This is a genomic window from Streptomyces sp. NRRL F-525 (assembly GCF_000716605.1).
Taxonomy (GTDB): domain Bacteria; phylum Actinomycetota; class Actinomycetes; order Streptomycetales; family Streptomycetaceae; genus Streptomyces.
The window spans coordinates 22,281-45,702 of sequence record NZ_JNXE01000017.1; the positions used below are offsets into that span (position 1 = coordinate 22,281).

General features: G+C 70.0%; 23 protein-coding genes. 21 read left to right on the plus strand and 2 right to left on the minus strand.

Annotated features, from left to right (window positions below; all coding sequences use genetic code 11):
• Window positions 1-20: 20 nt before the first annotated feature.
• The 4 genes from OO69_RS24355 to OO69_RS24370 all read left to right on the plus strand — a co-directional run bounded on the left by OO69_RS24355 (window position 21) and on the right by OO69_RS24370 (window position 4,086).
• Window positions 21-218 carry a ferredoxin gene (locus OO69_RS24355; RefSeq protein ID WP_033282886.1) on the plus strand — a complete coding sequence of 66 codons (198 nt, stop codon included), beginning with the start codon at window positions 21-23 and terminating at the stop codon, window positions 216-218.
• Complete coding sequence (locus tag OO69_RS24360) at window positions 215-1,390, plus strand: NAD(P)/FAD-dependent oxidoreductase (RefSeq protein WP_033282887.1); 1,176 nt, start codon at window positions 215-217, stop codon at window positions 1,388-1,390. Before OO69_RS24355 ends, OO69_RS24360 begins: the two co-directional genes overlap by 4 nt.
• Window positions 1,371-2,210 carry an SDR family oxidoreductase gene (locus OO69_RS24365; RefSeq protein WP_033282888.1) on the plus strand — a complete coding sequence of 280 codons (840 nt, stop codon included), beginning with the start codon at window positions 1,371-1,373 and terminating at the stop codon, window positions 2,208-2,210. Before OO69_RS24360 ends, OO69_RS24365 begins: the two co-directional genes overlap by 20 nt.
• 94 nt (window positions 2,211-2,304) lie before the next feature.
• Entirely contained in the window at window positions 2,305-4,086 is a 1,782-nt protein-coding gene (locus OO69_RS24370) for a flavin-containing monooxygenase (RefSeq protein ID WP_033282889.1), read from the plus strand.
• 24 nt (window positions 4,087-4,110) lie between these two features.
• Here the strand turns inward: OO69_RS24370 and OO69_RS24375 are convergent, their stop codons facing one another.
• Window positions 4,111-5,007, minus strand: a complete 897-nt coding sequence (locus OO69_RS24375; RefSeq protein WP_234444515.1) for an EamA family transporter — start codon at window positions 5,005-5,007, stop codon at window positions 4,111-4,113.
• A gap of 68 nt (window positions 5,008-5,075) precedes the next feature.
• Between OO69_RS24375 and OO69_RS24380 the strand changes: the two genes are divergently transcribed.
• From OO69_RS24380 to OO69_RS24415, 8 genes are all read left to right on the plus strand, one after another.
• Entirely contained in the window at window positions 5,076-5,930 is an 855-nt protein-coding gene (locus tag OO69_RS24380; protein ID WP_033282890.1) for a LysR family transcriptional regulator, read from the plus strand.
• A 58-nt stretch (window positions 5,931-5,988) separates the two neighbouring features.
• Window positions 5,989-7,866 (plus strand): tannase/feruloyl esterase family alpha/beta hydrolase, encoded by a 1,878-nt coding sequence (locus tag OO69_RS24385; protein WP_234444516.1) that lies wholly within the window; start codon window positions 5,989-5,991, stop codon window positions 7,864-7,866.
• A 184-nt stretch (window positions 7,867-8,050) separates the two neighbouring features.
• The gene (locus OO69_RS24390; RefSeq protein ID WP_033282892.1) at window positions 8,051-8,701 is read left to right on the plus strand and encodes a GntR family transcriptional regulator; all 651 of its coding nucleotides are present in this window, start codon (window positions 8,051-8,053) and stop codon (window positions 8,699-8,701) included.
• Between the two features lie 61 nt (window positions 8,702-8,762).
• On the plus strand, window positions 8,763-9,512 hold the full coding sequence (locus OO69_RS24395; RefSeq protein WP_019057005.1) for a PIG-L deacetylase family protein: 750 nt from the start codon (window positions 8,763-8,765) through the stop codon (window positions 9,510-9,512).
• A gap of 2 nt (window positions 9,513-9,514) precedes the next feature.
• Window positions 9,515-10,219 carry a 4-carboxy-4-hydroxy-2-oxoadipate aldolase/oxaloacetate decarboxylase gene (locus OO69_RS24400; RefSeq protein WP_033282893.1) on the plus strand — a complete coding sequence of 235 codons (705 nt, stop codon included), beginning with the start codon at window positions 9,515-9,517 and terminating at the stop codon, window positions 10,217-10,219.
• Complete coding sequence (locus OO69_RS24405; RefSeq protein ID WP_033282894.1) at window positions 10,216-11,343, plus strand: 4-oxalomesaconate tautomerase; 1,128 nt, start codon at window positions 10,216-10,218, stop codon at window positions 11,341-11,343. Before OO69_RS24400 ends, OO69_RS24405 begins: the two co-directional genes overlap by 4 nt.
• Entirely contained in the window at window positions 11,324-12,274 is a 951-nt protein-coding gene (locus tag OO69_RS24410; RefSeq protein WP_033282895.1) for a catechol 2,3-dioxygenase, read from the plus strand. The genes OO69_RS24405 and OO69_RS24410 overlap by 20 nt, the downstream gene beginning before the upstream one ends.
• Window positions 12,275-12,411: 137 nt before the next feature.
• Window positions 12,412-13,755 (plus strand): MFS transporter, encoded by a 1,344-nt coding sequence (locus OO69_RS24415; RefSeq protein WP_033282896.1) that lies wholly within the window; start codon window positions 12,412-12,414, stop codon window positions 13,753-13,755.
• Between the two features lie 185 nt (window positions 13,756-13,940).
• Here the strand turns inward: OO69_RS24415 and OO69_RS24420 are convergent, their stop codons facing one another.
• Window positions 13,941-14,351, minus strand: a complete 411-nt coding sequence (locus OO69_RS24420; protein WP_033282897.1) for a cupin domain-containing protein — start codon at window positions 14,349-14,351, stop codon at window positions 13,941-13,943.
• Window positions 14,352-14,585: 234 nt separating this feature from the next.
• On the opposite strand from OO69_RS24420, the gene OO69_RS24425 reads away from it, so the two are divergent.
• The 9 genes from OO69_RS24425 (at window position 14,586) to OO69_RS24465 (ending at window position 23,402) form a co-directional block, all read left to right on the plus strand.
• Window positions 14,586-15,167, plus strand: coding sequence for a carboxymuconolactone decarboxylase family protein (locus OO69_RS24425; protein WP_078652551.1), 582 nt, complete (start codon window positions 14,586-14,588; stop codon window positions 15,165-15,167).
• Window positions 15,168-15,244: 77 nt separating this feature from the next.
• Window positions 15,245-16,666: a sugar ABC transporter ATP-binding protein gene (locus OO69_RS24430; protein ID WP_234444517.1), complete on the plus strand. Its 1,422-nt coding sequence runs from the start codon at window positions 15,245-15,247 to the stop codon at window positions 16,664-16,666.
• Entirely contained in the window at window positions 16,663-17,676 is a 1,014-nt protein-coding gene (locus tag OO69_RS24435) for an ABC transporter permease (protein WP_051801181.1), read from the plus strand. Before OO69_RS24430 ends, OO69_RS24435 begins: the two co-directional genes overlap by 4 nt.
• 38 nt (window positions 17,677-17,714) lie before the next feature.
• The gene (locus OO69_RS24440) at window positions 17,715-18,665 is read left to right on the plus strand and encodes a sugar ABC transporter substrate-binding protein (RefSeq protein WP_033283059.1); all 951 of its coding nucleotides are present in this window, start codon (window positions 17,715-17,717) and stop codon (window positions 18,663-18,665) included.
• Window positions 18,666-18,846: 181 nt separating this feature from the next.
• Window positions 18,847-19,758 (plus strand): LysR family transcriptional regulator, encoded by a 912-nt coding sequence (locus OO69_RS24445; protein ID WP_033282900.1) that lies wholly within the window; start codon window positions 18,847-18,849, stop codon window positions 19,756-19,758.
• A gap of 98 nt (window positions 19,759-19,856) precedes the next feature.
• Window positions 19,857-20,777 carry a VOC family protein gene (locus OO69_RS24450; protein ID WP_033282901.1) on the plus strand — a complete coding sequence of 307 codons (921 nt, stop codon included), beginning with the start codon at window positions 19,857-19,859 and terminating at the stop codon, window positions 20,775-20,777.
• Between the two features lie 31 nt (window positions 20,778-20,808).
• On the plus strand, window positions 20,809-22,257 hold the full coding sequence (locus tag OO69_RS24455; protein WP_033282902.1) for an NAD-dependent succinate-semialdehyde dehydrogenase: 1,449 nt from the start codon (window positions 20,809-20,811) through the stop codon (window positions 22,255-22,257).
• A 6-nt stretch (window positions 22,258-22,263) separates the two neighbouring features.
• Window positions 22,264-23,034 (plus strand): fumarylacetoacetate hydrolase family protein, encoded by a 771-nt coding sequence (locus OO69_RS24460; RefSeq protein WP_033282903.1) that lies wholly within the window; start codon window positions 22,264-22,266, stop codon window positions 23,032-23,034.
• Window positions 23,031-23,402 carry a VOC family protein gene (locus tag OO69_RS24465; protein WP_019069936.1) on the plus strand — a complete coding sequence of 124 codons (372 nt, stop codon included), beginning with the start codon at window positions 23,031-23,033 and terminating at the stop codon, window positions 23,400-23,402. The genes OO69_RS24460 and OO69_RS24465 overlap by 4 nt, the downstream gene beginning before the upstream one ends.
• Window positions 23,403-23,422: the final 20 nt, after the last annotated feature.

The following is a 23,422-nucleotide window of genomic DNA, read 5'->3' on the forward strand; positions in this document are numbered from 1 at the left end:
CGAGAGCAAAGGACACGGCCATGAAGGTCGAACTCGACGAACCGAAATGCGTCGCCTCCGGGCAGTGCGTGGTCGCCGCCCCCGACGTCTTCGACCAGCGTGACGACGACGGCGTGGCGATCCTCCTGGAGGAGCAGCCCGGCGCCGAACTCCTCGACGACGTACGGGAAGCCGTGGCGGTCTGCCCGGCCGCGGCCATCCGACTGGTGGAGCAGTGACACGGATCGTCGTCGTCGGAGCCTCGGCCGCCGGACTCGCGGCGGCCGAGACCCTCCGCCGCGAGGGCTACACCGGCACGCTGACCCTCGTGGGCGATGAACCGCACCTGCCCTACGACCGGCCGCCGCTCTCCAAGCAGGTCCTCGCCGCCGAGTGGGAACCCGACCGGATCGCCCTGCGCACCCCGGCCGATCTGAGCGCGCACGACCTCGACCTGCGTCTCGGCGTCGCCGCGACCGCGCTCGACGTCGCCGCGCAGGAGGTGTGGCTCTCGGACGGCGCGCAGGTGTCGTACGACGGGCTCATCATCGCCACCGGAGTGCGACCGCGGCGGCTGCCCGGCGAGGGCGCGCATGTGCTGCGCACCCTCAACGACGCGCTCATGCTGCGTGAACGGCTGGGCCCCGGGCGGAAGTTGGTGGTGGTCGGCGCCGGTTTCCTCGGCGCGGAGGCCGCCGCCGTGGCCTGGCGCCTGGGCGCCGAGGTCACCCTGCTGGAACCGGCCCCTGTGCCGCTGGCGCACGCCGTCGGCGAGCAGGTCGGGCAGGTGCTGGCGCAGGCGCACGTGGACCACGGCGTGAAGCTGCGCACCGGTGTCTCCGTCACCGAGGTGACCGACGAGGGCGTACGGCTCGGGGCCGGCGAGGAGATCGAGGCCGACGAGGTGCTCGTCGCGATCGGCTCGCTGCCCAACACCGAGTGGCTCGCCGGGAGCGGGCTTTCCGTCGGTGACGGCGTGGTGTGCGACGAGTACTGCGAGGCCGCCAAGAACGTGTACGCGGCCGGTGACGTCGCCCGCTGGTACAACCCGCTCTTCGAGACGTCGATGCGGATCGAACACCGCACCAACGCCGCCGAACAGGGCATGGCCGCCGCACGCAACCTCCTCGACTCGGAGGCGCGCAAGGCGTTCTCACCCGTGCCGTACTTCTGGTCCGACCAGTACGACATGAAGATCCAGGCCTACGGCTATCTGCGCGGCCACGACGAAGTCGCCGTGGTGGACGGGGACTTGGGCGAGCGGCGGTTCGTGGCCGCCTACCGCACCGGCGACCGGCTCACTGGCGCCCTCGCGGTCGGCATGCCGCCCAAGGCGATCCGCGTATGGCGACAGGCCATCGTGGCCGGAGCGAGTTGGCAGGAGGCCGTCCATGGCGCAACGACCGTCTGAGGAACCCCGCGACGTCGTCGTGGTCACCGGTGCGGGAGGCATGGGGACGGCGATCGCGCGCCGCCTCGGCAGCGGCCGCACCCTGTTCCTCGCCGACGCCTCACGCGGTCAACTCGACCGTACCGTCGCCGCGTTGAAGGCCGAGGGCTACGCGGCGCACGGCGTCCTCACCGACATCTCCGACCATGCGGCCGTCGACAAGCTGGCCCGGACGGCGGCCGGTGAGGGCCGGGTCGTCGCCGTGGCGCACACCGCCGGGGTCTCCGCCTCGATCGCCTCGGCGCGGACGATCCTGGAGGTCGACCTGCTGGGCACGGTCCATGTGATCGACGCCTTCGAGGCGGTCGCCGGGCGCGGCACCGCACTCGTCGCCGTCTCCAGCATGGCCGGGCACTACGCCTCGCTCAGCCCCGAGGACGAGGCCGCGCTCGCGACCCTGCCGGCGGAGGAACTGCTCTCCCTGCCCGTCGTCGCGGCCGTGGGGGACGACTCGCTGCGCGCCTACATGGTCGCCAAGCGCGCCAACCACGTGCGCGTGGAGGCCGCCGCGCTCGCCTGGAACCTGCGCGGCGCCCGCATCAACTCCGTGAGCCCCGGCGTCATTTCGACCGCGATGTCGAAGGCGGAGGCCGAGTCGCCGCACGGCGGGCACATGCTCAAGATGCTCGACGACTGCGGAGCGGGACGCACCGGCACACCCGGCGAGATCGCCGACGCGGTGGCCTTCCTCACCGGCCCGCAGGCCCAGTTCATCACCGGCACCGACCTGCTCGTCGACGGCGGGCAGGCCGCCTGGGTCCGCCGGCACATGCGGCACTGACCGTCCCGCCCCGGACGCCGGTCACCCCACGGACACCGGCGTCCGGCCCTGTCGTACCGCATCGCACCCCTCGCCCACCGCAGAGAGGACCAGCATGTCCGTCACCCCCCACACCGGCCTCGGCTTCGATCCGGAGGAACTGCGCGCCAGGTACCGGGCCGAGCGCGACCGCCGGATCCGCCCGGACGGCAGTGCCCAATACCGGGGCGCGACCGGCGAGTTCGGTTACTACGCGGACGACCCCTATGCCGACGCCGGCATCACCGGCGCACCGCTCACCGACCGCGTCGAGGTCGTGGTCGTCGGCGGTGGCTTCGGTGGTCTGCTCGCCGCCGCACGGTTGCGCCAGGCCGGGGTCCAGGGCATCCGGGTGATCGAGAAGGGCGGGGATTTCGGGGGCACTTGGTACTGGAACCGCTATCCCGGCATCCACTGCGACATCGAGTCGTACATCTACATGCCGCTGCTGGAAGAGGTCGGTCACGTCCCCGAGTGGAAGTACGCGCCGGGGGAGGAGATCCGGCAGCACGCGCGCGCCATCGGGCGCCACTTCGACCTCTACCGTGACGCGTGCTTCCAGACCCAGGTCACCGAACTCACCTGGGACGAGGACGAGTTGGAGTGGCTCGTCTCCACCGACCGCGGCGACCGCATCAGGGCCCGCTACGTCGTCGTCGCGCTCGGCACGCTCAGCCGCCCCAAACTGCCCGGCATCCCGGGGATGGAGACCTTCCGGGGTCACACCTTCCACACCAGCCGCTGGGACTACGGCTACACCGGCGGCGACGCGGACGGCGGTCTGACCGGGCTCGCCGACAAGCGCGTCGGACTCATCGGCACCGGCGCCACCGCGATCCAGGTCGTGCCCCATCTCGGGCGCGACGCCCACCAGTTGTACGTGTTCCAGCGCACCCCGTCCTCCGTCGACGTACGCGGCAACCGGCGCACCGATCCGGAGTTCGCCCGGACGCTCAGCCCCGGCTGGCAGCAGCGTCGTAGGGACAACTTCCTCGCTCACGTGGCCGGTGGGGGCGCGGCCGAGGACCTGGTCGACGACGGGTGGACCACAAGTGCCGCGCTGCTGCGGACGTTTCTGTCGGGGAGCGGCGGAGCGGGCTCGGCGGAGACGGCCGAGGTCGCCGACTTCCGGAAGATGAATGAGCTGCGGGCCCGGGTGGACGCGCTCGTCTCGGACCCGGCGACCGCCGAGGCGCTCAAGCCCTGGTACCGGTACATGTGCAAGAGGCCGACGTTCAGCGACAGTTACCTGCAGACCTTCAACCGGTCCAACGTCACGCTCGTCGACACGGCCGACCAGGGCGGGGTCGAGAGGGTCACCGAGAACGCCGTGGTGGTGGGCGGAGTCGCGCACGAGGTGGACTGCCTGATCTTCGCCACCGGCTTCGATCTCAGCGTCGGGTCCGCCCAGCGCATGGGCATCGACATCCGGGGCCGGGGCGGGGTGACCCTCGCGGAGAGCTGGGCGGACGGGCCGCGCACGTTGCACGGGGTGACCGTGCACGGCTTCCCGAACCTGTTCCAGTTCGGCTCGATCCAGAGCGCCTCCGCCGTGAACATGGTCCACATCCTCGACGAACGCGCCACGCATGTCGCCGGGGTCGTCACCGAGGCCCGCAAGCGCCAGGCCCGGTACGTCGAGCCGACCGCCGAGGCGGAGACGGCGTGGATCGCCACGATCCGTGAGAAGGCGCAGGACACCTACGCGTTCCTCGCCGAGTGCACGCCCGGCTACTACAACAACGAGGGCAAGCCCTCTGAGCGCAGCGAGTCGTACGGCGGCGGTCCCATCGAGTTCCACGCGCTGCTCAGGGAGTGGCGGGAGGACGGCGACATGGGTGACGTGTTGGCGGAGTGAGGTGACGGCGGAGGGGCGGGGGTCTCAGTCCCTGGTGGTGAGAATGCTCAGCGCGTTCGCGGCCACGACGGCACCGATGCCCGCCCACTCCGCCCAGCCCAGCCGCTGCCCGAGGCCGATCCACCCGACCACGGCCGCGAGCACCGGGTTGACGCTCATGAACAGCCCGAACGCCGGAGCCGGCACCCGGCGCAGCGTGAACAGGTCGGCCAGATACGGCACCGCCGACGACAGCACCCCGGCCGCCACCGCGCACGCGGCCGCCGTGAGCGTCGGCGGATGCCGGACCGCGACGACGATCCCGACCGGCAGGAACATCAGCGCGGACACCCCGGCCGCCGTCGCCGAACCCTGCGCTCCGGGTATGCGCCGTCCGACGGTCCGGTTGAGCAGGATGTACGACGCCCAGCACACGGCGGCCAGCAGCCCCAGTCCCATGCCCAGATAGTCGGCCGAGGGGCGCGGCCGCATCAGCGTGACCACGCCCGCCACCGCGATCAGCGCACAGCAGGCGTCCACGCGGCGCCGGGTCGCGGCCAGCGCGATGGACAGCGGGCCCAGGAACTCGAGCGTCACCGCCAGCCCGAGGCCGACACGGTCGATCGCGGTGTACAGGGACAGGTTCATCGTCCCGAACACCACGGCCAGCAGCAGCACCGGCCACCACTGCCGCCAGACGAACTCCCGCAACCGGGGCCTGCCCACGGCGAACAGGACGGCGGCGGCGACGTACTGGCGTACCGCGACGACCCCCACGGGCCCGATGACCGGGAAGGCGAGCGAGCCGATCGCCGCGCCGATCTGGTTGGACAGCCCGCTGCCGGCCATGGTGGCGACCCCGGCCAGGCCCACGCGGGACGGCTGCGGGGTGCCGTGTGACGTGGTGGGCAGGGGAGTTGTCGCTGAGGAGGCTCCAGACATGCTCCGATCGTGCGCCTGATCAGCACTTGCGCAAAATGCAACAACGGGACGATCTATACGCTGGAGTCATGGATCTGGAGCTGAGACAGCTGCGCTGCCTCGTCGCGATCGTCGACGAGGGCACCTTCACCGACGCCGCCGCCACCCTCGGCGTCTCCCAGGCCGCCGTCTCCCGCACTCTCGCCTCGCTCGAACGCGCCCTGGGCGTACGGCTGTTGAGGCGCACCTCGCGGGCGGTGACCCCGACCGGCACCGGGCTGCGGGTGGTCGCCCACGCCCGGCGGGTGCTCGCCGAGGTCGACGACCTGGTCCGTGACGCCACCTCGGGCCACGTCCATCTGCGGATCGGCTACGCCTGGTCGGCGCTCGGCCGGCACACGCTGCCCTTCCAGCGCCGCTGGAGCCGGACGCACCCGGAGACCGACCTGCACCTGGTCCGCGTCAACTCGGCCACCGCCGGGCTCGGCGAAGGCGCCTGCGAACTCGCCGTAGTACGCAGGCCGTTGGACGACCGGCGGTTCGAGTCGGCCATCGTCGGGCTGGAGCGACGGCTGTGCGCCATGGCCTCCGACGACCCCCTCGCCCGGCGCCGCTCGGTCCGGCTGGCCGACCTCGCGGGGCGCACCCTCCTCGTCGACCGCCGTACCGGCACCACGACCGCCGACCTGTGGCCGCCCGACTCCCGGCCCGCCACCGAGGACACCCACGACGTGGACGACTGGCTCACCATGATTGCCACCGGCCGCAGCGTCGGCATGACCGCGGAGGCGACCGCCAACCAGTACCAGCGGCCCGGAGTCGTCTACCGTCCGGTGCGTGACGCCGAGCCCATCGCCGTACGGCTCGCCTGGTGGAAGGACGACCCGCACCCCGCCACCCAGGCCGTGCTGGAACTGCTCACCGCGCTCTACCGCGAGCCCTGAGTCACCCTTGTGGCCCACGGCGGTGGCCTCCGCCGGGGGCCGACTCGACGCTGACACCATGAGCCCTGGTCATGCCCACTCGTCGAAGCGGACGAGGATCGTCATCCTGGTGGCCGTCGTCGCCGCGGCCCTCGTCACCGGCCTCGCGCTGCTGCCGGACACGTTCTCGGCGGACGCCGACGCGCGCGTCACAAGGGTGACCGCCGCCGGTGACGTCGGGAAGGACCTGCCGGTCACCAAACCGAAGATCTCCTGCGCCGACCTGCTGCAGAAGGACTTCGGTGCCCTCGACGACGCGGCGACCTCCGTCGCCTCCGCGAGCGTGGTGGCCAAGAGCGGCTCGAACGCGTACGAGTACTGCGACGTCAAGGGCACGGTCGCCCCGCAGATCCAGTTCGAACTGCGGCTGCCGACGAAGACGTACCGGCAGCGCTACCTCCAGGAGGGCTGCGGCGGCTACTGCGGCATGGTCGGCGTCAGCGCCCAGCCCGCCGCCTCCACCGGCTGCGCCCCCGTCACCGACGGCTCCTTCGCCCTCGGCCAGGACAACCAGGGTCACGTCTCCACCTCGGGCATGGGCGGCGGCTCCGCCGAGGTCTGGGCGACGAACCCCCAGCTCAAGGTCGATTTCGGCTACCGCTCCGAGCACGCCTTCGCCACCGCCGCCAAGGCGATCACCAAGGCGTTCTACGGCGCCGAGCCGACGTACTCCTACTACGACGGCTGCTCGGACGGCGGGCGCGAGACGCTGATGGAGGTGCAGCGCTACCCCGGCGACTTCAGTGCCGCCCTGGTCGGCGCCCCGGCCTTCAACCAGACCGCGCTCAACGCGATGCAGGAGGCCTACCTCTCGACGATCGACTTCCGCGCGGACGGCTCGACGATCCTGCCCGCCTCGAAGCTCGCCATGCTGCACAAGGCCGTCCTCGCGAAGTGCGCCGACCCCAAGCTGAACAACGACCTCATCCAGGACCCGGCGACCTGCGCCTTCGACCCGGCGAGCCTCAAGTGCGCGGACAACAAGGACAGTTCGAGCTGTCTGACCTCCGACCAGGCCGACGTCGTACGGAAGGCGTACGCGGGTGTGACCGCCCCGGACGGCACCCACCTCTACACCGGCGGGCAGCCCTACGGCTCCGAGACCGCCTGGGAGGGGCTGTTCATTCCGAAGGCGGGGCAGGGGCAGAGTTCGGTGCAGCTGTACGGGATCGGGCTCGGGTTCCTGCGCTGGGTCGGGAAGTGGGAGGCCGATCCCACGCTGAAGCTCGACGGGTCGCTGTTCACCGTGGACACCTTCAAGGCCTACCAGCGCGAGGTCTCCGGGATCTACGACGCCACCGATCCCGACCTCACCAAGTTCCATGAGGCGGGCGGCAAGTTGATCCAGTGGCACGGGCTGACCGACCCGAACATCCCGCCCACCGGCACCCGCGCCTACCGCCAGGCCGTGATCGACACCATGGGGCAGGACAAGGCCGACGACTTCTACCGGCTGTACCTCTTCCCCGGCGTCAACCACTGCGGCGGCGGTGACGGGCCCGACAGCTTCGACCTGCTGAGCCAGCTGATCTCCTGGCGGGAGACCGGCAAGGCCCCCGGCGCCGTCATCGCGTCCAAGACCAGCGGAGGCAACCAGCCCGGGGGACCGGCGGGCGGTCAGCTCGGCGGCGGCGACACCAAGGACACCAAGGCTTCGGCGAGTGCCGACAGCAGCGCGCCCACCGTCGAGTACACGCGGCCCGTCTACCCGTACCCGCAACTCGTCGCCTACGACGGTTCGGGCGACAAGAAGGACGCGGCCAACTACCGCGCCTACACGCCCGACAAGCTTCCCGACGACCACTTCAAGTGGGCGGGCTCCTTCACCTCCGGCTACCAGGAGTGGTGCGAGACGAAGGACGGCAAGTCGATGAGCTGCGGGCGTCACAAGCCGTAGACAGCATGAGAAGATCGTAGAAATCCGCTGTCCACTGCCCGTCCATGGCCGGTCCATGGGCGGGCAGTGGCGTGTCTGCGGTAAGTATGGGCGGAGGCATGCGTGCAATACGGCGGACAAAATTGTTGACAATCGTGTTTGGCTAGATTTAGGTTCGACAGGCACTCACTCAGGGAGGGCAACGATGCCGAAAGAAGCCCGTCCGAGCACCGGGGAGCAGGCCAAGCAGCATGCGCTTACGCAGCTGCGGCAGGCGATCCTGCAGGGCGACATGGCACCGGCACAGCGGTTGGTGGAGAACGAACTCGCCGAGCAGTTCGATGTGACGCGGGCCAGCATCCGGGCGGCGCTGATCGATCTGGCGGCCGAGGGACTGGTCGAGCGGATCCGCAACCGGGGTTCCCGGGTGCGGGTGGTGACCGTGGAGGAAGCGGTCGCCATCACGGAGTGCCGCATGGTCCTGGAGGGACTGTGCGCGGCCAAGGCGGCCGTCGCGGCCAGCGACGAGCAGCTGACCGAACTGGCGGACCTGGGCCGGGCCATGACCAAGGCCGTGGCCGACGGCGAGCCGGTCACCTACTCCGAGCTCAACAGCGAACTCCACCACAAGGTGAGGGAGTTCTCCGGCCAGCAGACGGCCGTGACCCTGCTGGAGCGGCTCAATGCCCAACTGGTGCGTCACCGCTTCCAGTTGGCGCTGCGGCCGGGGCGTCCGCAGCAGTCCCTGAGTGAGCATCTGGCGATGATCGAGGCGATCACGGCCAGGGATCCGCAGGCGGCCGAGGCGGCCGTCCGCGCCCATCTCACCAGTGTGATCGAAGCGTTGCGCGACTGACGCGCGGCGCCTCGGCGCACCTGGGGCGGGCGCACACCTGTCCATCAAGGAGATTCGAGTCATGACGCACGGCAACGCGCCCGCCACCCCACGATCGACACTCGTCGTCACGGCGCACGCCGGGGACTTCGTCTGGCGGGCGGGCGGAGCCATCGCCCTGGCCGCCGCCCGCGGCGAGAAGGTCACCATCGCCTGTCTGACCTTCGGCGAGCGCGGCGAGTCCGCGAAGGCCTGGCGCGAGGGCAAGAAGCTGGACGAGATCAAGGCGATACGCCGGGACGAGGCCGAGCGCGCCGCGGCCACCCTCGGCGCCGAGGTCCGCTTCTTCGACGCGGGCGACTACCCCCTGGTCGCCACCGCCGAGTTGACCGACAAGCTCGTCGAGGTCTACCGCGCCACGCAGCCCGACGTCGTGCTCACCCACCCCACCGAGGACCCGTACAACGGCGACCACCCGGCCGCCAACCGGATGGCGCTGGAGGCCCGCGTCCTCGCGCAGGCCATCGGCTACCCCGGCGAGGGCGAGATCATCGGCGCCCCGCCGGTCTTCTACTTCGAGCCGCACCAGCCCGAGATGAGCGGCTTCAAGCCCGAGGTCCTCCTAGACATCACCGAGGTCTGGGACACCAAGCGCAAGGCGATGGAGTGCCTCGGCGCCCAGCAGCACCTGTGGGACTACTACACCGACCTGGCCGTCCGCCGGGGCGTCCAGCTCAAGCGCAACGCCGGCCCGAACCTGGGCCTGGCCCACAAGACGATGGCCGAGGCGTACATGCGCCCGTACCCGCAGATCGCGAAGGAGCTGGCATAACGATGGGCGGCGTCATCGTCACCAACCCCCCGAAGGCCGACGCGAAGGACGTCGAGGCGCTGGCCGCCTTCGGTGTCGCCACCGTCAGCGAGGCCATGGGCCGCACGGGTCTGCTCGGGTCGTCAATCCGCCCTGTCCAGCAGGGAGTTCGGGTCGCGGGCACCGCGGTCACCGTGCTCAGCTGGCCCGGCGACAACCTCATGATCCACGCGGCCGTGGAGCAGTGCGGCGAGGGCGACATCCTCGTCGTCACCACCACCTCCCCGTCGACGGACGGCCTGTTCGGCGAGCTCTTCGCCACCGCGCTGCAGAAGCGCGGGGTGCGCGGAGTCGTCCTCAACACCGGCATCCGCGACACCCAGGAGCTGCGCGACATGGGCTTCGCCGCCTGGTCCCGCGCCGTCTCCTCGCAGGGCACCGTCAAGGCCACCGGCGGCTCGGTCAACGTGCCGATCGCCATCGACGGCCAGGTCGTCCGCCCCGGTGACGTGATCGTCGCCGACGACGACGGCGTCGTGGTCGTACCCCGCGAGAAGGCCCGTGAGACCGCCGAGAAGTCCGAGGCGCGCGAGGCCAAGGAGGCCGCCACCCGCGCCGCCTTCCTGGAGGGCCAACTCGGCCTGGACCGCTACGGGTTGCGGGACACTCTCAAGCAACTCGGCGTCGAGTACCGGTCGTACGAGGAGTACACCGGAGCCGGGTCGTGACCGGGCCCGCGGAGGTGCGCTGCATGCTGATGCGCGGCGGCACCTCCAAGGGCGCCTACTTCCTGGCCGAGGACCTCCCCGCCGACCCCGCCGAACGCGACGACCTGCTGCTGCGCGTCATGGGCAGTCCCGACCCGCGCCAGATCGACGGCCTGGGCGGCGCCCACCCGCTCACCAGCAAGGTCGGCGTGGTCTCGGCCTCGGTCGACCCTGAGGCCGATGTCGACTACCTCTTCCTGCAAGTGGCCGTCGACCGCCCCGAGGTGACGGATCGTCAGAACTGCGGCAACATCCTCGCCGGAATAGGCCCGTTCGCCGTGGAGCGAGGGCTCGTGGCCCCCGGTGACGGCGAGACCTCCGTCCGCATCCGGATGCTCAACACCGGGGAACTGGCGATCGCGAGCTTCCCGACTCCGGGCGGGCGGGTGGACTACACGGGCACCGCCGAGATATCCGGCGTGCCCGGTACCTCCGCACCGGTGGTGATCGAGTTCCCGCAGGGCGGAAGCCCGTTGCTGCCGACCGGCCGCGTGCGTGACGTGGTCGCCGGCGCCGAGGTGACGTGCGTCGACAACGGCATGCCGGTCGTCCTGATCCCCGCCGCCGCACTGGACGTCACGGGGTACGAGACGCCCGCCGACCTGGAGGAGAACGTCACTCTCGCCGACCGCCTGCGGGAGATCCGCCTGGCGGCCGGAAAGCTGATGGGCCTCGGTGACGTCGAGCACACCACGATCCCCAAGCTCAGCCTGCTGGCACCGCCCAGGGACGGCGGTGCGGTGATGACCCGCACCTTCATCCCGGTGCGCTGCCACACCTCGATCGGCGTCCTGGGCGCCGCGAGCGTGGCGGCGGGGCTCCTCGTCCCCGGCGGGGTGGGGGAGGGCATCGCGGAGGTACCCGCACAAAGTGACCGAATTCGCATCGAGCATCCCAGCGGATTCCTAGACATCGAAACTAGCGTGGTCGCCGGATCCGAGGGCTCCGCTCCCGTGGTCCGCAGAACGGCGGTCGTCCGCACCGCACGCAAGATCTTCGACGGCACGGTCTTCCCCCGGCCCGCCGCCTCAACTCCCGTACCCGCACGCCCCCTTGGAGGCAACGATGGCTCCGCCGCTCGGTGACATCGCCCATATCGGCCACGCCCAGCTCTTCACCCCGGACCTGGACGCCAGTGTCGCCTTCTTCACCGACTACCTGGGCCTCACCGTCAACGGCCAGGACGGCGACACCGTCTACCTGCGGACCTACGACGACTACGAGCACCACAGCCTGGTCCTCACCGCCCGCGACCAGCCGGGTCTCGGCCGCCTCGCCCTGCGCACCTCCAGCGAGGAGGCCCTCCAGCGCCGTATCAAGGCGATCGAGGAGGCGGGCGGCACCGGCAGGTGGGTCGAGGACGAGCCAGGCCTCGGCAAGCTCTACGTCACCGCCGACCCGGACGGCCACGAGCACGCCCTGTACTGGGAGAGCGAGTACTACCAGGCGCCCGACGAGCTGAAGCCCGCGCTGAAGAACCAGCCGCAGGCCAAGCCCAACCGGGGCGTCGGAGTTCGGCGCCTGGACCACATCAACTTCCTTGCCGCAGACGTACTTTCCAGTGCCGAGTTCCAGCAACAGGTGCTGGGCGCAAGGCCGACGGAGCAGATCCGGCTGAACAGCGGGCGGATCGCGGCGCGTTGGCTGACGTACACGAACAAGTCGTACGACGTCGTCTACACCGAGGACTGGACCGGTTCGACCGGGCGGCTGCACCACATCGCCTTCGCGACCGACACCCGCGAGGACATCCTGCGCGCGGCCGATCTCGCCATCGACACCGGCGTGTTCATCGAGACGGGGCCGCACAAGCACGCCATCCAGCAGACGTTCTTCCTCTACGTCTACGAGCCCGGCGGCAACCGTATCGAGCTGTGCAACCCGCTCACCCGACTCGTCCTGGCGCCCGACTGGCCGCTGATCACCTGGACCGAGGAGGAGCGGAAGAAGGGGCAGGCCTGGGGCCTGAAGACCATCGAGTCCTTCCATACGCACGGGACTCCGCCGGTCCGCTGAGGGGCGCGCGAAAGCCACTGAGCGGGACGCGGGAGCCACCCCCCAGCGATTGTCGATGAGATTGTTGACAAAAACGTTGACTATCGAGGGGGTGGCTCCTTAGCGTCTAGCGCACCAAGCACGAGAGGTAACCAACGATGTCTTCCTCCCCCTCCTCATCACTGTCGCCCGCCGTGTCCGCGCGCGCCAGCAGACTGGCCCTCCTGGTCATCGGTCTGTGCTGGCTGGCGGTGCTCTTCGACGGCCTGGACATGTTCATCTACGGCTCGGTGCTGCCGCACCTGCTGGAGACGAAGACCTTCGGTCTCACCGCCGACCAGGCCGGTGACCTCGGCAGCTACGCCACCTTCGGCATGCTGGTGGGCGCTCTGACCGCGGGTACGGTCGCGGACCGGATCGGCCGCAAGCAGCTGATGATCGGCTGCGTGACGCTGTTCTCGCTCGCCTCCGGGATCTGCGCGGTCTCGGGCAGCGTCGAGGTCTTCGGCCTCGGCCGCACCCTCGCCGGAGTCGGCCTCGGCGGTCTGCTGCCCACCGCGATCAGCATGGTCTCCGACTACGCCCCGCGCGGCCGGACCGCCCTCACCATCGGCATGCTGATGACCGCCCACCACGCCGGCGGCATCCTCTCCGCCTACGTGGCCAAGTGGCTGGTGGAACCGGTCGGTTGGCGCGCCGCCTTCTGGGTCTGCGTGCTCCCGCTGCTCTTCGTCCCGGTGCTGCTGAAGTTCCTGCCCGAGTCGCTGAGCTTCCTGGTCGCCAAGGGCCGCACCGACGAGGCCCACGCCCTCGCCGAACGCTTCGAGGTCCAACTGCCCGCCGCGGCAGGCAAGAAGACGGCGGCCGACCGCTGGGACGCCCTGCTCGCCCTCTTCCGCGGCGGCGAATGGCTCCAGACCCTGCTGTACTGGCTCGCCTCCTTCGGCGGCCTGCTCCTCGTCTACGGCGTTGCCACCTGGCTGCCCACCCTGATGCGCGCCGAGGGCTACGAACTGGCCAACGCCCTCACGTTCGTGGTCGTGTTCAACCTCGGCGGCATCGTGGGCATGCTCGTCGCCGGCCGCGCTGCCGACCGCTTCGGCGCTCCGCGCATCTCGGCGATCTGGTTCGCGCTCACCGCCGTGGGTGTCTTCCTGCTCGGTGTCCACATGAACCAGGCGGTGACGATGCTGGTCGTCTTCCTGACCGGCGTCTTCCTCAACAGCGCCCAGACGATGATCTACGCGACCGTCTCGATCCGCTCGACCCCGGACAACCGTGCCACCGCGGTCGGTTGGACCTCCGGCATGGGCCGCTTCGGCGCCGTCTTCGGCCCCTGGCTCGGCGGCCAGCTGCTCGCCTCGGGCAACGGCGACTGGGGCTTCACGTCCTTCGCCATCGCCGGTCTGTCGTCGATGGTGTTCATCGGCATCGCCGCGCTGCGTAGCTCGAAGCAGGGCGAACGGGCCGGTGTGGAGCAGGAGTTGGTCGCCAGTCACTGACGCGGGACACCTGTCCCGGGTGCGCGGGGACGAGGACCGGACGCCGGCCACCGCAGGGGATGCGGGGGCCGGCGTCGGTCTGTCCGGCTATGTCGCGCTGCTCTGTCGTGTTGATCCGTCCGGACACGAAGAAGCGCCTGCCGCCCAAGTGGGCGCAGGCGCGGGCCGGTTGACGAGGCTGTGCCTCAGTCCTTGCCCATCTGGTCCTCCGCCGACAGGTGTTCCACCGTCTTCCCCGTCTCGGTGAACGTCCGCGTGACGTACCCCGACGAGTACACCCACAGGATGCGCAGCGGGGTGTCGCCGATGTTCCGGAACAGGTGGGGGATCGGCGAGGGCACGTACGTCGTGTCGTACTGCTCCAGCTTCGTCACCTCGCCGTCGACCACCACCTCCGCGCGGCCCTCCAGGATGGTCACGTGCTCGTCGCAGTTGTGCGAGTGCAACGGCGCCCCGGAGCCGACCGGATACACGCTCATCCCACTGGTGATCCGGTTCTCCCCGCCCGCCGACGGCGTCGTGACGAGAGGTGTCGTGACGACGGCACCGCCCCGGTCCAGCACGGGCACGGACGCGACCTTGATGATCGTGGTCATCCGGATTTCCTTTCCGCTTACATGCTTCTGCGTCGAACGACGTTAGGCCTCGCGCGCGTGAATGGGTGCCCTCTGGCGTGCAGCTTTACCTTGCATTTCCAGAGGGGTGAGCTTCCCGGACCCGGCTGTACCGTCGGCACGCATCGCACGGATTCACGAACCGTGCACGTAACGCGCCGGAAAGAAAAGGCAGGTATCGGCCCCATGAGGCTCCCCGTTCTCACCGAAGAGGAAATGGACCCGCGCCAGCAGGAACTGGCCGCCCGCATCGCCGGCCGGCGCGGCGCCGTCCGCGGACCCTTCCGGGTCTGGCTGCACAGCCCGGAGATGTGCGAACGGGCCGAATCCCTCGGCGCCTTCGCCCGCTTCGACTCCAGCCTCCCCAAGCACCTGAGCGAACTCACGCTGCTGATGGCCGCCCGCAACTGGGACGCGCAGTACTCCTGGAACGCCCATGTGCACCAGGCGATCGAGGCCGGCATCCCGGAGGCCGCCGTCAAGGCGATCGCCGAGAAGCGCGAGGCCGTCTTCGACAACGAGGCCGACCAGGCCTTCTATCAGTTCTGCCGCGAGATCCTCGACGAGCACTTCGTCACCGACGAGACCTTCGCCGCCGCACTGGAGCACTTCGGCTCCAAGGGCCTGGTCGACACCATCGGCGCGCTCGGCAACTTCACCATGCTCGGCATGTGCCTCAACACCTTCCAGGTGGACCTTCAGGCCGACAAGGAGCCCCCGTTCCCGGACATCCGCGGCTACGGCCGTGTCGCTCCGGAGAGCTCTGACGGCGCCGACGGTACCGAGCCACGACCGTGACAACTCCGGGGGGAGGCGCGGTACTTCGCGTCCGGGGGGTCACCAAGAGTTTCGGTGGCGCGGCCGCGCTGAAGGGCGTGGACCTCGACCTGTACCCGGGCGAGGTCCATGCGCTGATGGGGATGAACGGGGCGGGCAAGTCCACGCTGGTGCAGGTCCTTTCGGGGGTCCACCAGTCCGACGCCGGCACCGTCGAGGTCAACGGGCAGGCGCAGCACGGACTTACGGTCCGCAAGGCGCGCCGGCTCGGTATCGCGTCGGTACCCCAGCGCCGGGAGCTGGCGATGGGGCTCACCGTCGCCGAGAACGTGATGCTGGGCGACCTGCCGACACGTGGCGGGGCGGTGCGCTGGAAGGCGGTCAACTCCGAGGCCCGCAAGGCGCTTGAGGCCCTCGGCATCGACATCGACGTGACACGGACCGCGGGTTCGCTCACCGTCGCCGAGCAGACCATGGTCGAGGTGGCCCGCGAGGTCCGCCGGGGCGGCCGCATTTTGATCCTCGACGAACCGACCGCCTGTCTGAGCGCCGAAGCGGCCCAGCAGATAAGGGAGTTGGTCCGCACCCTCCGCGACGAGGGCGTCGCCGTCGTCTACATCTCGCACTACATCGACGAGGTGCTGGCCGTCGCCGACCGGGTCACGGTGCTGCGGGACGGAGCGGTCGTCCGCAGCGCCCCGGCCGCCGAGTTCGACGCCGCCGGTCTGGTGCGGAGCATGGTCGGCAGGGACGTCGTGTCGCAGCGGTCCCAACGGCCCGCCCCCAAGGACGAGATCGGGCTCACCGTTCACGGTCTCACCGACGGACGGGCCGTGCGGGACTTCACGGTCGAGGTGCACAAGGGCGAGATCGTCGCCGTGCTCGGACCGGCCGGGGACGCGCAGTCGCGCCTCTTCGACCTGCTCTCCGGGCGCCGCCGCCCCGACACCGGCCACCTCGCCGTGGACGGAACTCCGGTGCCCTTCGGGCGGGTTCACGCCTCCCTCGCCAGTGGCCTGCGCTGCGTCACCGGCGACCGCCGCGCCCTCGGCCTGGTCCCGGAGCTGTCCCTGGACGAGAACCTGATGCTGGCCGGCGACCGCTTCGCCCGCCGCCGGACGCACCGACGGGCCCAACTCGCCCGCCGGGCCGCCCCGTTGCGCCGTAGCTACGGCGTGGTCGCGCTCGCCGGGAACCCGCCGGTGGGCGCGCTGTCCGGGGGCAACCAGCAGAAGGTGCTGCTCGCCAAGTGGCTGCAGACCGAGCCGGTCGCCTGCTTCCTGGAGGACCCCACCAACGGGGTCGACATCGCGGCCATGGCCGACATCCACGCCCTCGTCGACGACCTCGCCTCGCGGGGTGTCGCCGTACTCCTCGCCTCGTCTTCGGCCGAGGAGGTCATGCGCCTCGCCGACCGGGTCGTCGTCGTCAGCGCCGGCCGGACCGTCGCCGAGCACGACATCGACGCCATCACCCACGACGAACTCGTCGCCACCGCCCTCGGAGGTCAACCGCAGTGAGCGTCAAGACACTTCCCGACGCCCCCGGCGTCGACGACCCACCCGGGAGAGCGCGTCCCCGCCTCTCGTTGGCCGCGTTGCGCGGGGCCCCGCACACCGGGCTGATCGCCGTCCTGATCGTCGTGATCGTGGCGACCTCGATGCGGACCGACTCGTTCGCGACCGACACGAACGTCATCAACATCCTGCGTCAGGTCAGCGTCGTCGCCGTGATCGCGGCCGGGCTCACGCTGCTGATGACCGCGGGCGGCATGGACTTCTCGATGGGCAGCAACGTCGCCGTGACGACCGCGGTCGGGGCGCAGTTGCTGGCCCACGGCCACTCCACCGCGTTCACCGTCGTCGTCTCGCTGGTGCTGGCCACGCTGATCGGACTGGTCAACGGGGTGGTCGTGACGTTCACGAACGTGGCCCCCTTCGTCGCGACCCTGGCGACGGCGACCCTGCTCGACGGTGTCGCCCTGCTCGTCCTCGACAGCGTCAGCGTCTCCATCGGCACCAAGATGTTCGCCCTCGGCAACAACAAGATCCTCGGAGTGCCGTACCTGCTGGTCGTCGCGGTCCTCGTGCTGGTGGCGACCGCCCTGGTCATGCGGTTCACCGTGTTCGGCCGCGACGCCTTCGCCATCGGCGGCAACGAACACGTCGCCCGGCTCAGCGGCATCAACGTCACCGCCCGCAAGCTCTCGCTCTACGCCCTCACCGGCGCCCTGTCCGGCCTCGCGGGCCTGATGCTGCTGTCCCGGCTCAGCGGCAGCAGCCCCGGCACCGGCGGACTCTCGCTCCAGCTCCAGGCCGTCGCCGCGGTCGTCATCGGCGGCACCGCCCTGGCCGGCGGCTACGGCACGGTCGTCGGCACCGCGCTCGGTGTGGTCCTCCTCGGGGTGGTCGCCAACGCGCTGAACCTGCTCCAGGTCTCCAGCAACTACCAGTCGGTCTCCGTCGGCGCGGTGCTGCTCGTCGCGGCCATCGCCAACGAGATGCACAAGGCACGTTCCGCACGTCATTGACCGGCCTTACCCACTCCTTCTTTGAATGGCGGTTCACCGTGAGAATGTCGCTCCGTTCCCGCAGATCCATGCTCGCCGCGTTCGCCGGCACCACTCTCGTACTCAGCGGTTGTGGCGCGAGCGACGACAGCGGGAGTTCCGGCGAGGTCACCCTCGGTTTTGTCAACGGCGGTGACACCGAGTTCCACAGCTGTCTCCAGAAAGCGGTCGAGCAGACGGCGAAGACGGAGAACGCCAAGGTCTTCACCGCCAACTCGCACCAGAATTCCACCACCGAACTGTCCAACATCGAGGACATGACCTCGCGCAGTGTCAGCGCGCTCATCGTGCAGACGGTCAACGTGGACGCGCTGAAGGGCGACATCGCCAAGGCGAAGGCCGCGAACATCCCGATCTATCTGACCTCCGTGGCCACCAGCGACGTGAACGACATCCTCGGCGCGGCCGTCGTCGACCTCCCCAAGGTCGGCGCCCTGGACGCCGGCTGGGTCGCGACGGACGCGGGCGGCAGGAGCGTCGAGGTCGGCGTCATCGCGGGTGCGCCCGGCGCCGCCTCCGACCTGCTGGTGAGCGGCTTCACCAAGGCGCTGCCCAGCACCGCGAAGGTGGTCGCGAACCAGCCGGGCATGTTCAACCCGGTGAAGGCGCAGGACGTGGCGGAGAACATGATCCAGGCCCACCCGAACCTGACGTACGCGTTCGTCGCCTCCGAGGACATGGCGCTCGCCGCCCGCAAGGCGTTCGACGCAGCCGGCAAGAAGGACGTGAAGATCGTGACCGTCAACGGCACGGACGAGGGCCTGGCCGCCGTCAAGGACGGACGGCTCTCCGCCACCGTGGCCAACTCGGCCATGGCGATAGGACAGACCGCAGTGAAGAACGCGGTCGGTCTGTTGGCCAAGAAAAAGGTTGACAAAATTGCCAACATTCCTCTTTTGTTGGTGACCAAGGACAACCTGAGCAAGGCCCCCCAGTACTGCCCGAAGTAAACGGAGTCCGGTGCCGGGAGCGGCACCCGTCTCATTGTTGTCCGAGCCGCCTGTCCGTCACATCGCCGGAATGTCCAAGTGGAGCCGCCACCAGGACATCCCGGCCGGGGACGGACCCATCAGTACGACCGGCACCGCCGCCGGGGCCCACCCCTGGCACCCGTGGGCCTCCGGAGGAATCATGGATCGACTGCTCCTCATGCACAGCTTCGTCACCGTCGCGCAGGCCGGGAGCTTCAGCGGCGCGGCGAAGAAGCTGGGCTCGTCGGGCTCGCTCGTGTCGCGTCACGTCGCCGAGCTGGAGCGGCAGGTGGGCGTCCGCCTGGTCAACCGCACCGCCCGCTCGGTCAGCCTCACCGAACCGGGGCTGAAGTACGCCGAGTTCGCGGCCCGCATCCTCGACGAGATCGAGGCCGAGGACGCCGTCATCTCGCACCTCCACGACCGCGCCGAGGGCACCCTGAGCATCATCTGCCCGAAGTGGATAGGCAGCCTGGACCTCGGCGACGCGATCGCCGCCTTCTCCGCCGCCCACCCCAAGATCCACGTGCGCTTCGAACTGGGCGGCATGTCGGACCGTACGTACGACTTCCTGGACAGCGGCTTCGACGTCGCCTTCCACACCCGCGACCTGCGCGACTCCAGCGTCCGTCTCAAGAAGATCGCCTCGCTGCCCTTCGTGCTCTGCGCCTCCCGGACGTACCTGGAGCGCGGCGGCCCGCTCACCGAGCCCAACGGCCTCGCCCACCACGACTGCCTCGTGCACGTCAACGACCCGGTCTGGCGCATCGGCCACGGCCACGCCTCGACCCTGCACAAGATCCGTAACATCGCCTTCTCGTCCAACTCGTACATCGCCCTCCAGAAGGCCGCCGTCCACGGCCGCGGCATCGCCCTGCTGCCCCAGCGCCCGGCCTACGACGACCTGATGACCGGTGCCCTCCAGGTCCTGCTCCCCGAGCTGGCGGTCCCCGACCGCCCCCTGTTCGCGATCTACGGCCCAGGGCAGGCCACCCCGCGCAAGGTCAGCGTGTTCCTGGACTTCCTCGCCGAATGGTTCTCGCAGAACCCCATTCCGGCCATCGAGTCGTAGCCGCAAGAAACGATTGCGAATTCAGACGAGCCCGGACCATTGAGGCCTTCACGCCCCGAAATCTAGGCTCGCCGGGCGACCCGCGAAACGAGGCATCCATGGGAATCCAGAGAATCGAATCCGTCACCTACGGGATCGACGACGTAGACGAATGTGTCCGTTTCTTCGGCGACTTCGGGCTGTTCCTGCTGGAGCGGACCGAGGAGCACGCGGTCTTCGAGACCCTCACCGGGCAGACCCTCCATCTGGACACCGTGCCCGGCCCCCCGCTGCCGCCGCCGGTGGAGGCGGGGCCGACGATCCGCGAGGTCGTGTGGGGCGTCGACACCCCGGATGAACTGGCCCGGCTGGTCGCCGAGTTGGGCCGCGACCGCAAGGTCCACGAGAGCGCCGACGGCGTCCACCACACCGTCGACGAGAGCGGCTTCGGCGTCGGACTCACGCTGGCCCGCCCGAAGAACGCGGACGTCACCCCGCGCCCCGCCAATGTCTCGGGCAGCGTCGACCGCTGGAACTCCGCGCTGGAACCGCTCACCCGGGCCTTCCCGCTGCGCATGTGCCATGTCGCGCTGAACATCGTGAAGGCCGGGCGCGAGGAGGCCGTCGCCTTCTACACCGAGCGGCTCGGCTTCCGGCCCACCGACGTCGTCGAACCGATGGGCGTCTTCATGCAGGCACCGGGCGACGACGACCAGCACACCATGCTGCTGTGCCACCGCCCCGACCGCGCCGGCGTCAACCACATCGCCTACGAGGTCCCCGGCTTCGACGACGTCATCGAAGGCGGCAACTACATGATCGAGCGCGGCTGGCGGGAGGCCCGCAAGCTCGGCCGGCACACCGTCGGCTCGAACGTCTTCCGCTTCCTGCACGCCCCGTGCGGCGGACGCGTCGAGTACGCGGCGGACATGGACCGCGTCGACGACACCTACGAGACCCGCGTCCACGAGACGACCCCGCCGCACCACATCTGGGCGCTGCGCTCCAACCGCGACCAGCAGGACGCCCCCGCCACCTGACTCTCCTCCCAGCCTGAGAGGGCACCCACTCATGACCTCCGACCACGGCTACCCCGCCGTCCGCATGTACATCGCGGGCGAGTGGTGCCAGGGCGGCACCGGACGGACCGCCCCGATCGTGAACCCGGCCACCGAGAAGGTGATCGGCGACGTACCCCTCGCCACCACCGCCGACCTCGACCGCGCCCTCGACGCGGCCACCGAGGGCTTCCGCGTCTGGCGCGACACCCCGGTAGCCAAGCGCTCCGCGATCCTGCACGCCGCCGCCGACCTCATCACCGAACGCGCCCCCGAGATCGGCCGGATCATGGCCCAGGAGCAGGGCAAGCCGCTCCGCGAGGGCACCACCGAGGCCCTGCGCACGGCCGACACCCTGCGCTGGCACATCGAGGACGCCCGCCGCGCCTACGGCCGGATCATCCCGTCGGCACCCGGCACGGTCCTCACCGTCCGCCGCGAACCGGTCGGCCCCGTCGCCGCGTTCGTGCCCTGGAACTTCCCCGTGGGCGGCCCCAATCGCAAGCTCTCCTCCGGCCTGTCCGCCGGCTGCTCGATCGTCATCAAGGCGTCCGAGGAGACACCGGGCACGGCCGCCGCGCTGGTCGCCTGCTACGCCGACGCCGGACTTCCGGCCGGGGTCCTCAACCTCGTCTTCGGTGAACCGTCCGAAGTGTCAGCCCACTTGATCCCCTCACCGCGGATCCGCCTGGTCGCCTTCACCGGCTCGGTCCCCGTCGGCAAGCTCCTCGCCGCCCAGGCCGGCGAGGTCATGAAGCCCACCCTCATGGAACTCGGCGGCCACGCCCCGGTCATCGTCTGCGCCGACGCCGACCCGGTGAAATCCGCCCGCAAGGCAGCCCAGGCGAAGTTCTTCAACGCCGGCCAGGTGTGCACCTCCCCGAGCCGCTTCTTCGTCCACGCGAGCATCGTCGAGGAGTTCACCGCCGAGTTCGTGAAGGCCGCTCAGCAAGTCACCGTAGGAGACGGCCTCGACGCCGACACCACCATGGGTCCGCTGGCCAACGAGCGTCGGTTGCACGCGATCGAGACCCTGGTCGCCGACGCCGTGGAACGCGGCGCCAAGGTGCTCACCGGCGGCCAACGCCTGGAGCGCGACGGCTACTTCTACGCCCCGACCGTCCTCACCGACGTACCGGCGGACGCGCGGCTGATGCACGAGGAGCCCTTCGGCCCGCTCGCCCCGATCGTCCCGTTCACGGACCTGGACGAGACCCTGGCCATCGCCAACTCCCTTCCCTACGGCCTCGCCGCCTACGGGTTCACCGAGTCCGCCGCCACCGCCGAGAAGCTCTCGGACGCGTTGGAGGCCGGCATCCTCTCCATCAACCACTGCGGCGGCTCCGTCGCCGAGGCCCCCTCCGGCGGGGTCAAGGAGAGCGGCTACGGCAGGGAGGGCGGCCCAGAAGCCCTCGACGCCTACCTGATCACCAAGCGCGTCTCGCACCTGCTGGCGGGCTGAACCGCCATGAGGTACACGCGCGTTGAGGTCGGCGGCCGGGCGGTGTGGGGCCGGGTGGGGGAGGAGCACATCGAGCTGCTGTCCGAGTCCCCGATTGAGGGCGACCCGTCCGTGATCGGCAGCGTGCCGGTCGCAGAAGCCCGGTGGCTGCCCGTCGTCGTACCGCCCGTGTTCTACGCGGTCGGCATGAACTACCCGCGGCACATCGCGCACGCTCAGGCCGAGACGCCCAGCCGCCCCGAGGTCGGCTACCGGGCCAACAACGCGCTCACCGGCCACCGTTCACCCATCGTCAAGCCGGCCGGGGTCGAGGGCCGCTTCGAGGCCGAGCCCGAACTCGTCGCCGTGATCGGCCGCACCCTGAAGCACGCCACCTACGACGAGGCCCGCAAGTCGGTCTTCGGGTGGACGATCGGCAACGACGTGAGCGCCCGCACCTGGCAGCACGAGGACCGTTCGTTCTGGCGCAGCAAGAACAGCGACACGTTCAAGCCGATGGGTCCCTGGATCGAGACCGACGTCGATGCCCTCGCGCAGACCACGACACTCCGTGTGAACGGGGAGGTCCGCGCCTCGTTCGCCACCGGCGACATGGTCTTCGACCCGTTCGACCACATCGTCGAGCTCACCAAGCACATCACCATGCACCCGGGGGACGTGCTGTGGATGGGTGCCGAGTCCACCTGCCAACTCGAACCCGGGGACACCGTGGACATCGAGATCAGCGGCATCGGCGTCCTGTCCAACCCCGTACACAGCGAAGGGAATCCGTCATGAGCAGCGCACCCCGCTACATCCACCACGTCAACTTCCCCACCACCGACCCCGACCGCACCGCCGAGTGGTACACGAAGGTCTTCGGGATGAAGCGGATCATGCCCAAGTCCAACACCCGTGTGGTGCTGATGACCCGGGGCAACTTCGACCTGCACTTCACCCCGGTCGAGGAGATGGAGCGCATGGCGCCCTATCACTTCGCCGTCGAGGTCGACGACTGGGACGACTTCCTCGCCCACCTCAAGGACCTGGGCATCCGGCACACCCGGCCGATCGAACGCCCCGAGAACCAGTCGAAGTTCTGCTACATCCACGACCCCGACCACACCATGATCGAGCTCGTCTTCCACGGCCGCCGTCCCAACTAACCACGCGCGTACAGGAGTTC

Coding starts and splice junctions, on each gene's coding strand:
- OO69_RS24355 (WP_033282886.1), top strand. CDS start 21: ATGAAGGTCGAACTCGACGAACCGAAATGCGTCGCCTCCGGGCAGTGC.
- OO69_RS24365 (WP_033282888.1), top strand. CDS start 1,371: ATGGCGCAACGACCGTCTGAGGAACCCCGCGACGTCGTCGTGGTCACC.
- OO69_RS24370 (WP_033282889.1), top strand. CDS start 2,305: ATGTCCGTCACCCCCCACACCGGCCTCGGCTTCGATCCGGAGGAACTG.
- OO69_RS24375 (WP_234444515.1), bottom strand. CDS start 5,007: ATGTCTGGAGCCTCCTCAGCGACAACTCCCCTGCCCACCACGTCACAC.
- OO69_RS24380 (WP_033282890.1), top strand. CDS start 5,076: ATGGATCTGGAGCTGAGACAGCTGCGCTGCCTCGTCGCGATCGTCGAC.
- OO69_RS24385 (WP_234444516.1), top strand. CDS start 5,989: ATGAGCCCTGGTCATGCCCACTCGTCGAAGCGGACGAGGATCGTCATC.
- OO69_RS24390 (WP_033282892.1), top strand. CDS start 8,051: ATGCCGAAAGAAGCCCGTCCGAGCACCGGGGAGCAGGCCAAGCAGCAT.
- OO69_RS24395 (WP_019057005.1), top strand. CDS start 8,763: ATGACGCACGGCAACGCGCCCGCCACCCCACGATCGACACTCGTCGTC.
- OO69_RS24400 (WP_033282893.1), top strand. CDS start 9,515: ATGGGCGGCGTCATCGTCACCAACCCCCCGAAGGCCGACGCGAAGGAC.
- OO69_RS24410 (WP_033282895.1), top strand. CDS start 11,324: ATGGCTCCGCCGCTCGGTGACATCGCCCATATCGGCCACGCCCAGCTC.
- OO69_RS24415 (WP_033282896.1), top strand. CDS start 12,412: ATGTCTTCCTCCCCCTCCTCATCACTGTCGCCCGCCGTGTCCGCGCGC.
- OO69_RS24420 (WP_033282897.1), bottom strand. CDS start 14,351: ATGACCACGATCATCAAGGTCGCGTCCGTGCCCGTGCTGGACCGGGGC.
- OO69_RS24425 (WP_078652551.1), top strand. CDS start 14,586: ATGGACCCGCGCCAGCAGGAACTGGCCGCCCGCATCGCCGGCCGGCGC.
- OO69_RS24445 (WP_033282900.1), top strand. CDS start 18,847: ATGGATCGACTGCTCCTCATGCACAGCTTCGTCACCGTCGCGCAGGCC.
- OO69_RS24450 (WP_033282901.1), top strand. CDS start 19,857: ATGGGAATCCAGAGAATCGAATCCGTCACCTACGGGATCGACGACGTA.
- OO69_RS24455 (WP_033282902.1), top strand. CDS start 20,809: ATGACCTCCGACCACGGCTACCCCGCCGTCCGCATGTACATCGCGGGC.
- OO69_RS24460 (WP_033282903.1), top strand. CDS start 22,264: ATGAGGTACACGCGCGTTGAGGTCGGCGGCCGGGCGGTGTGGGGCCGG.
- OO69_RS24465 (WP_019069936.1), top strand. CDS start 23,031: ATGAGCAGCGCACCCCGCTACATCCACCACGTCAACTTCCCCACCACC.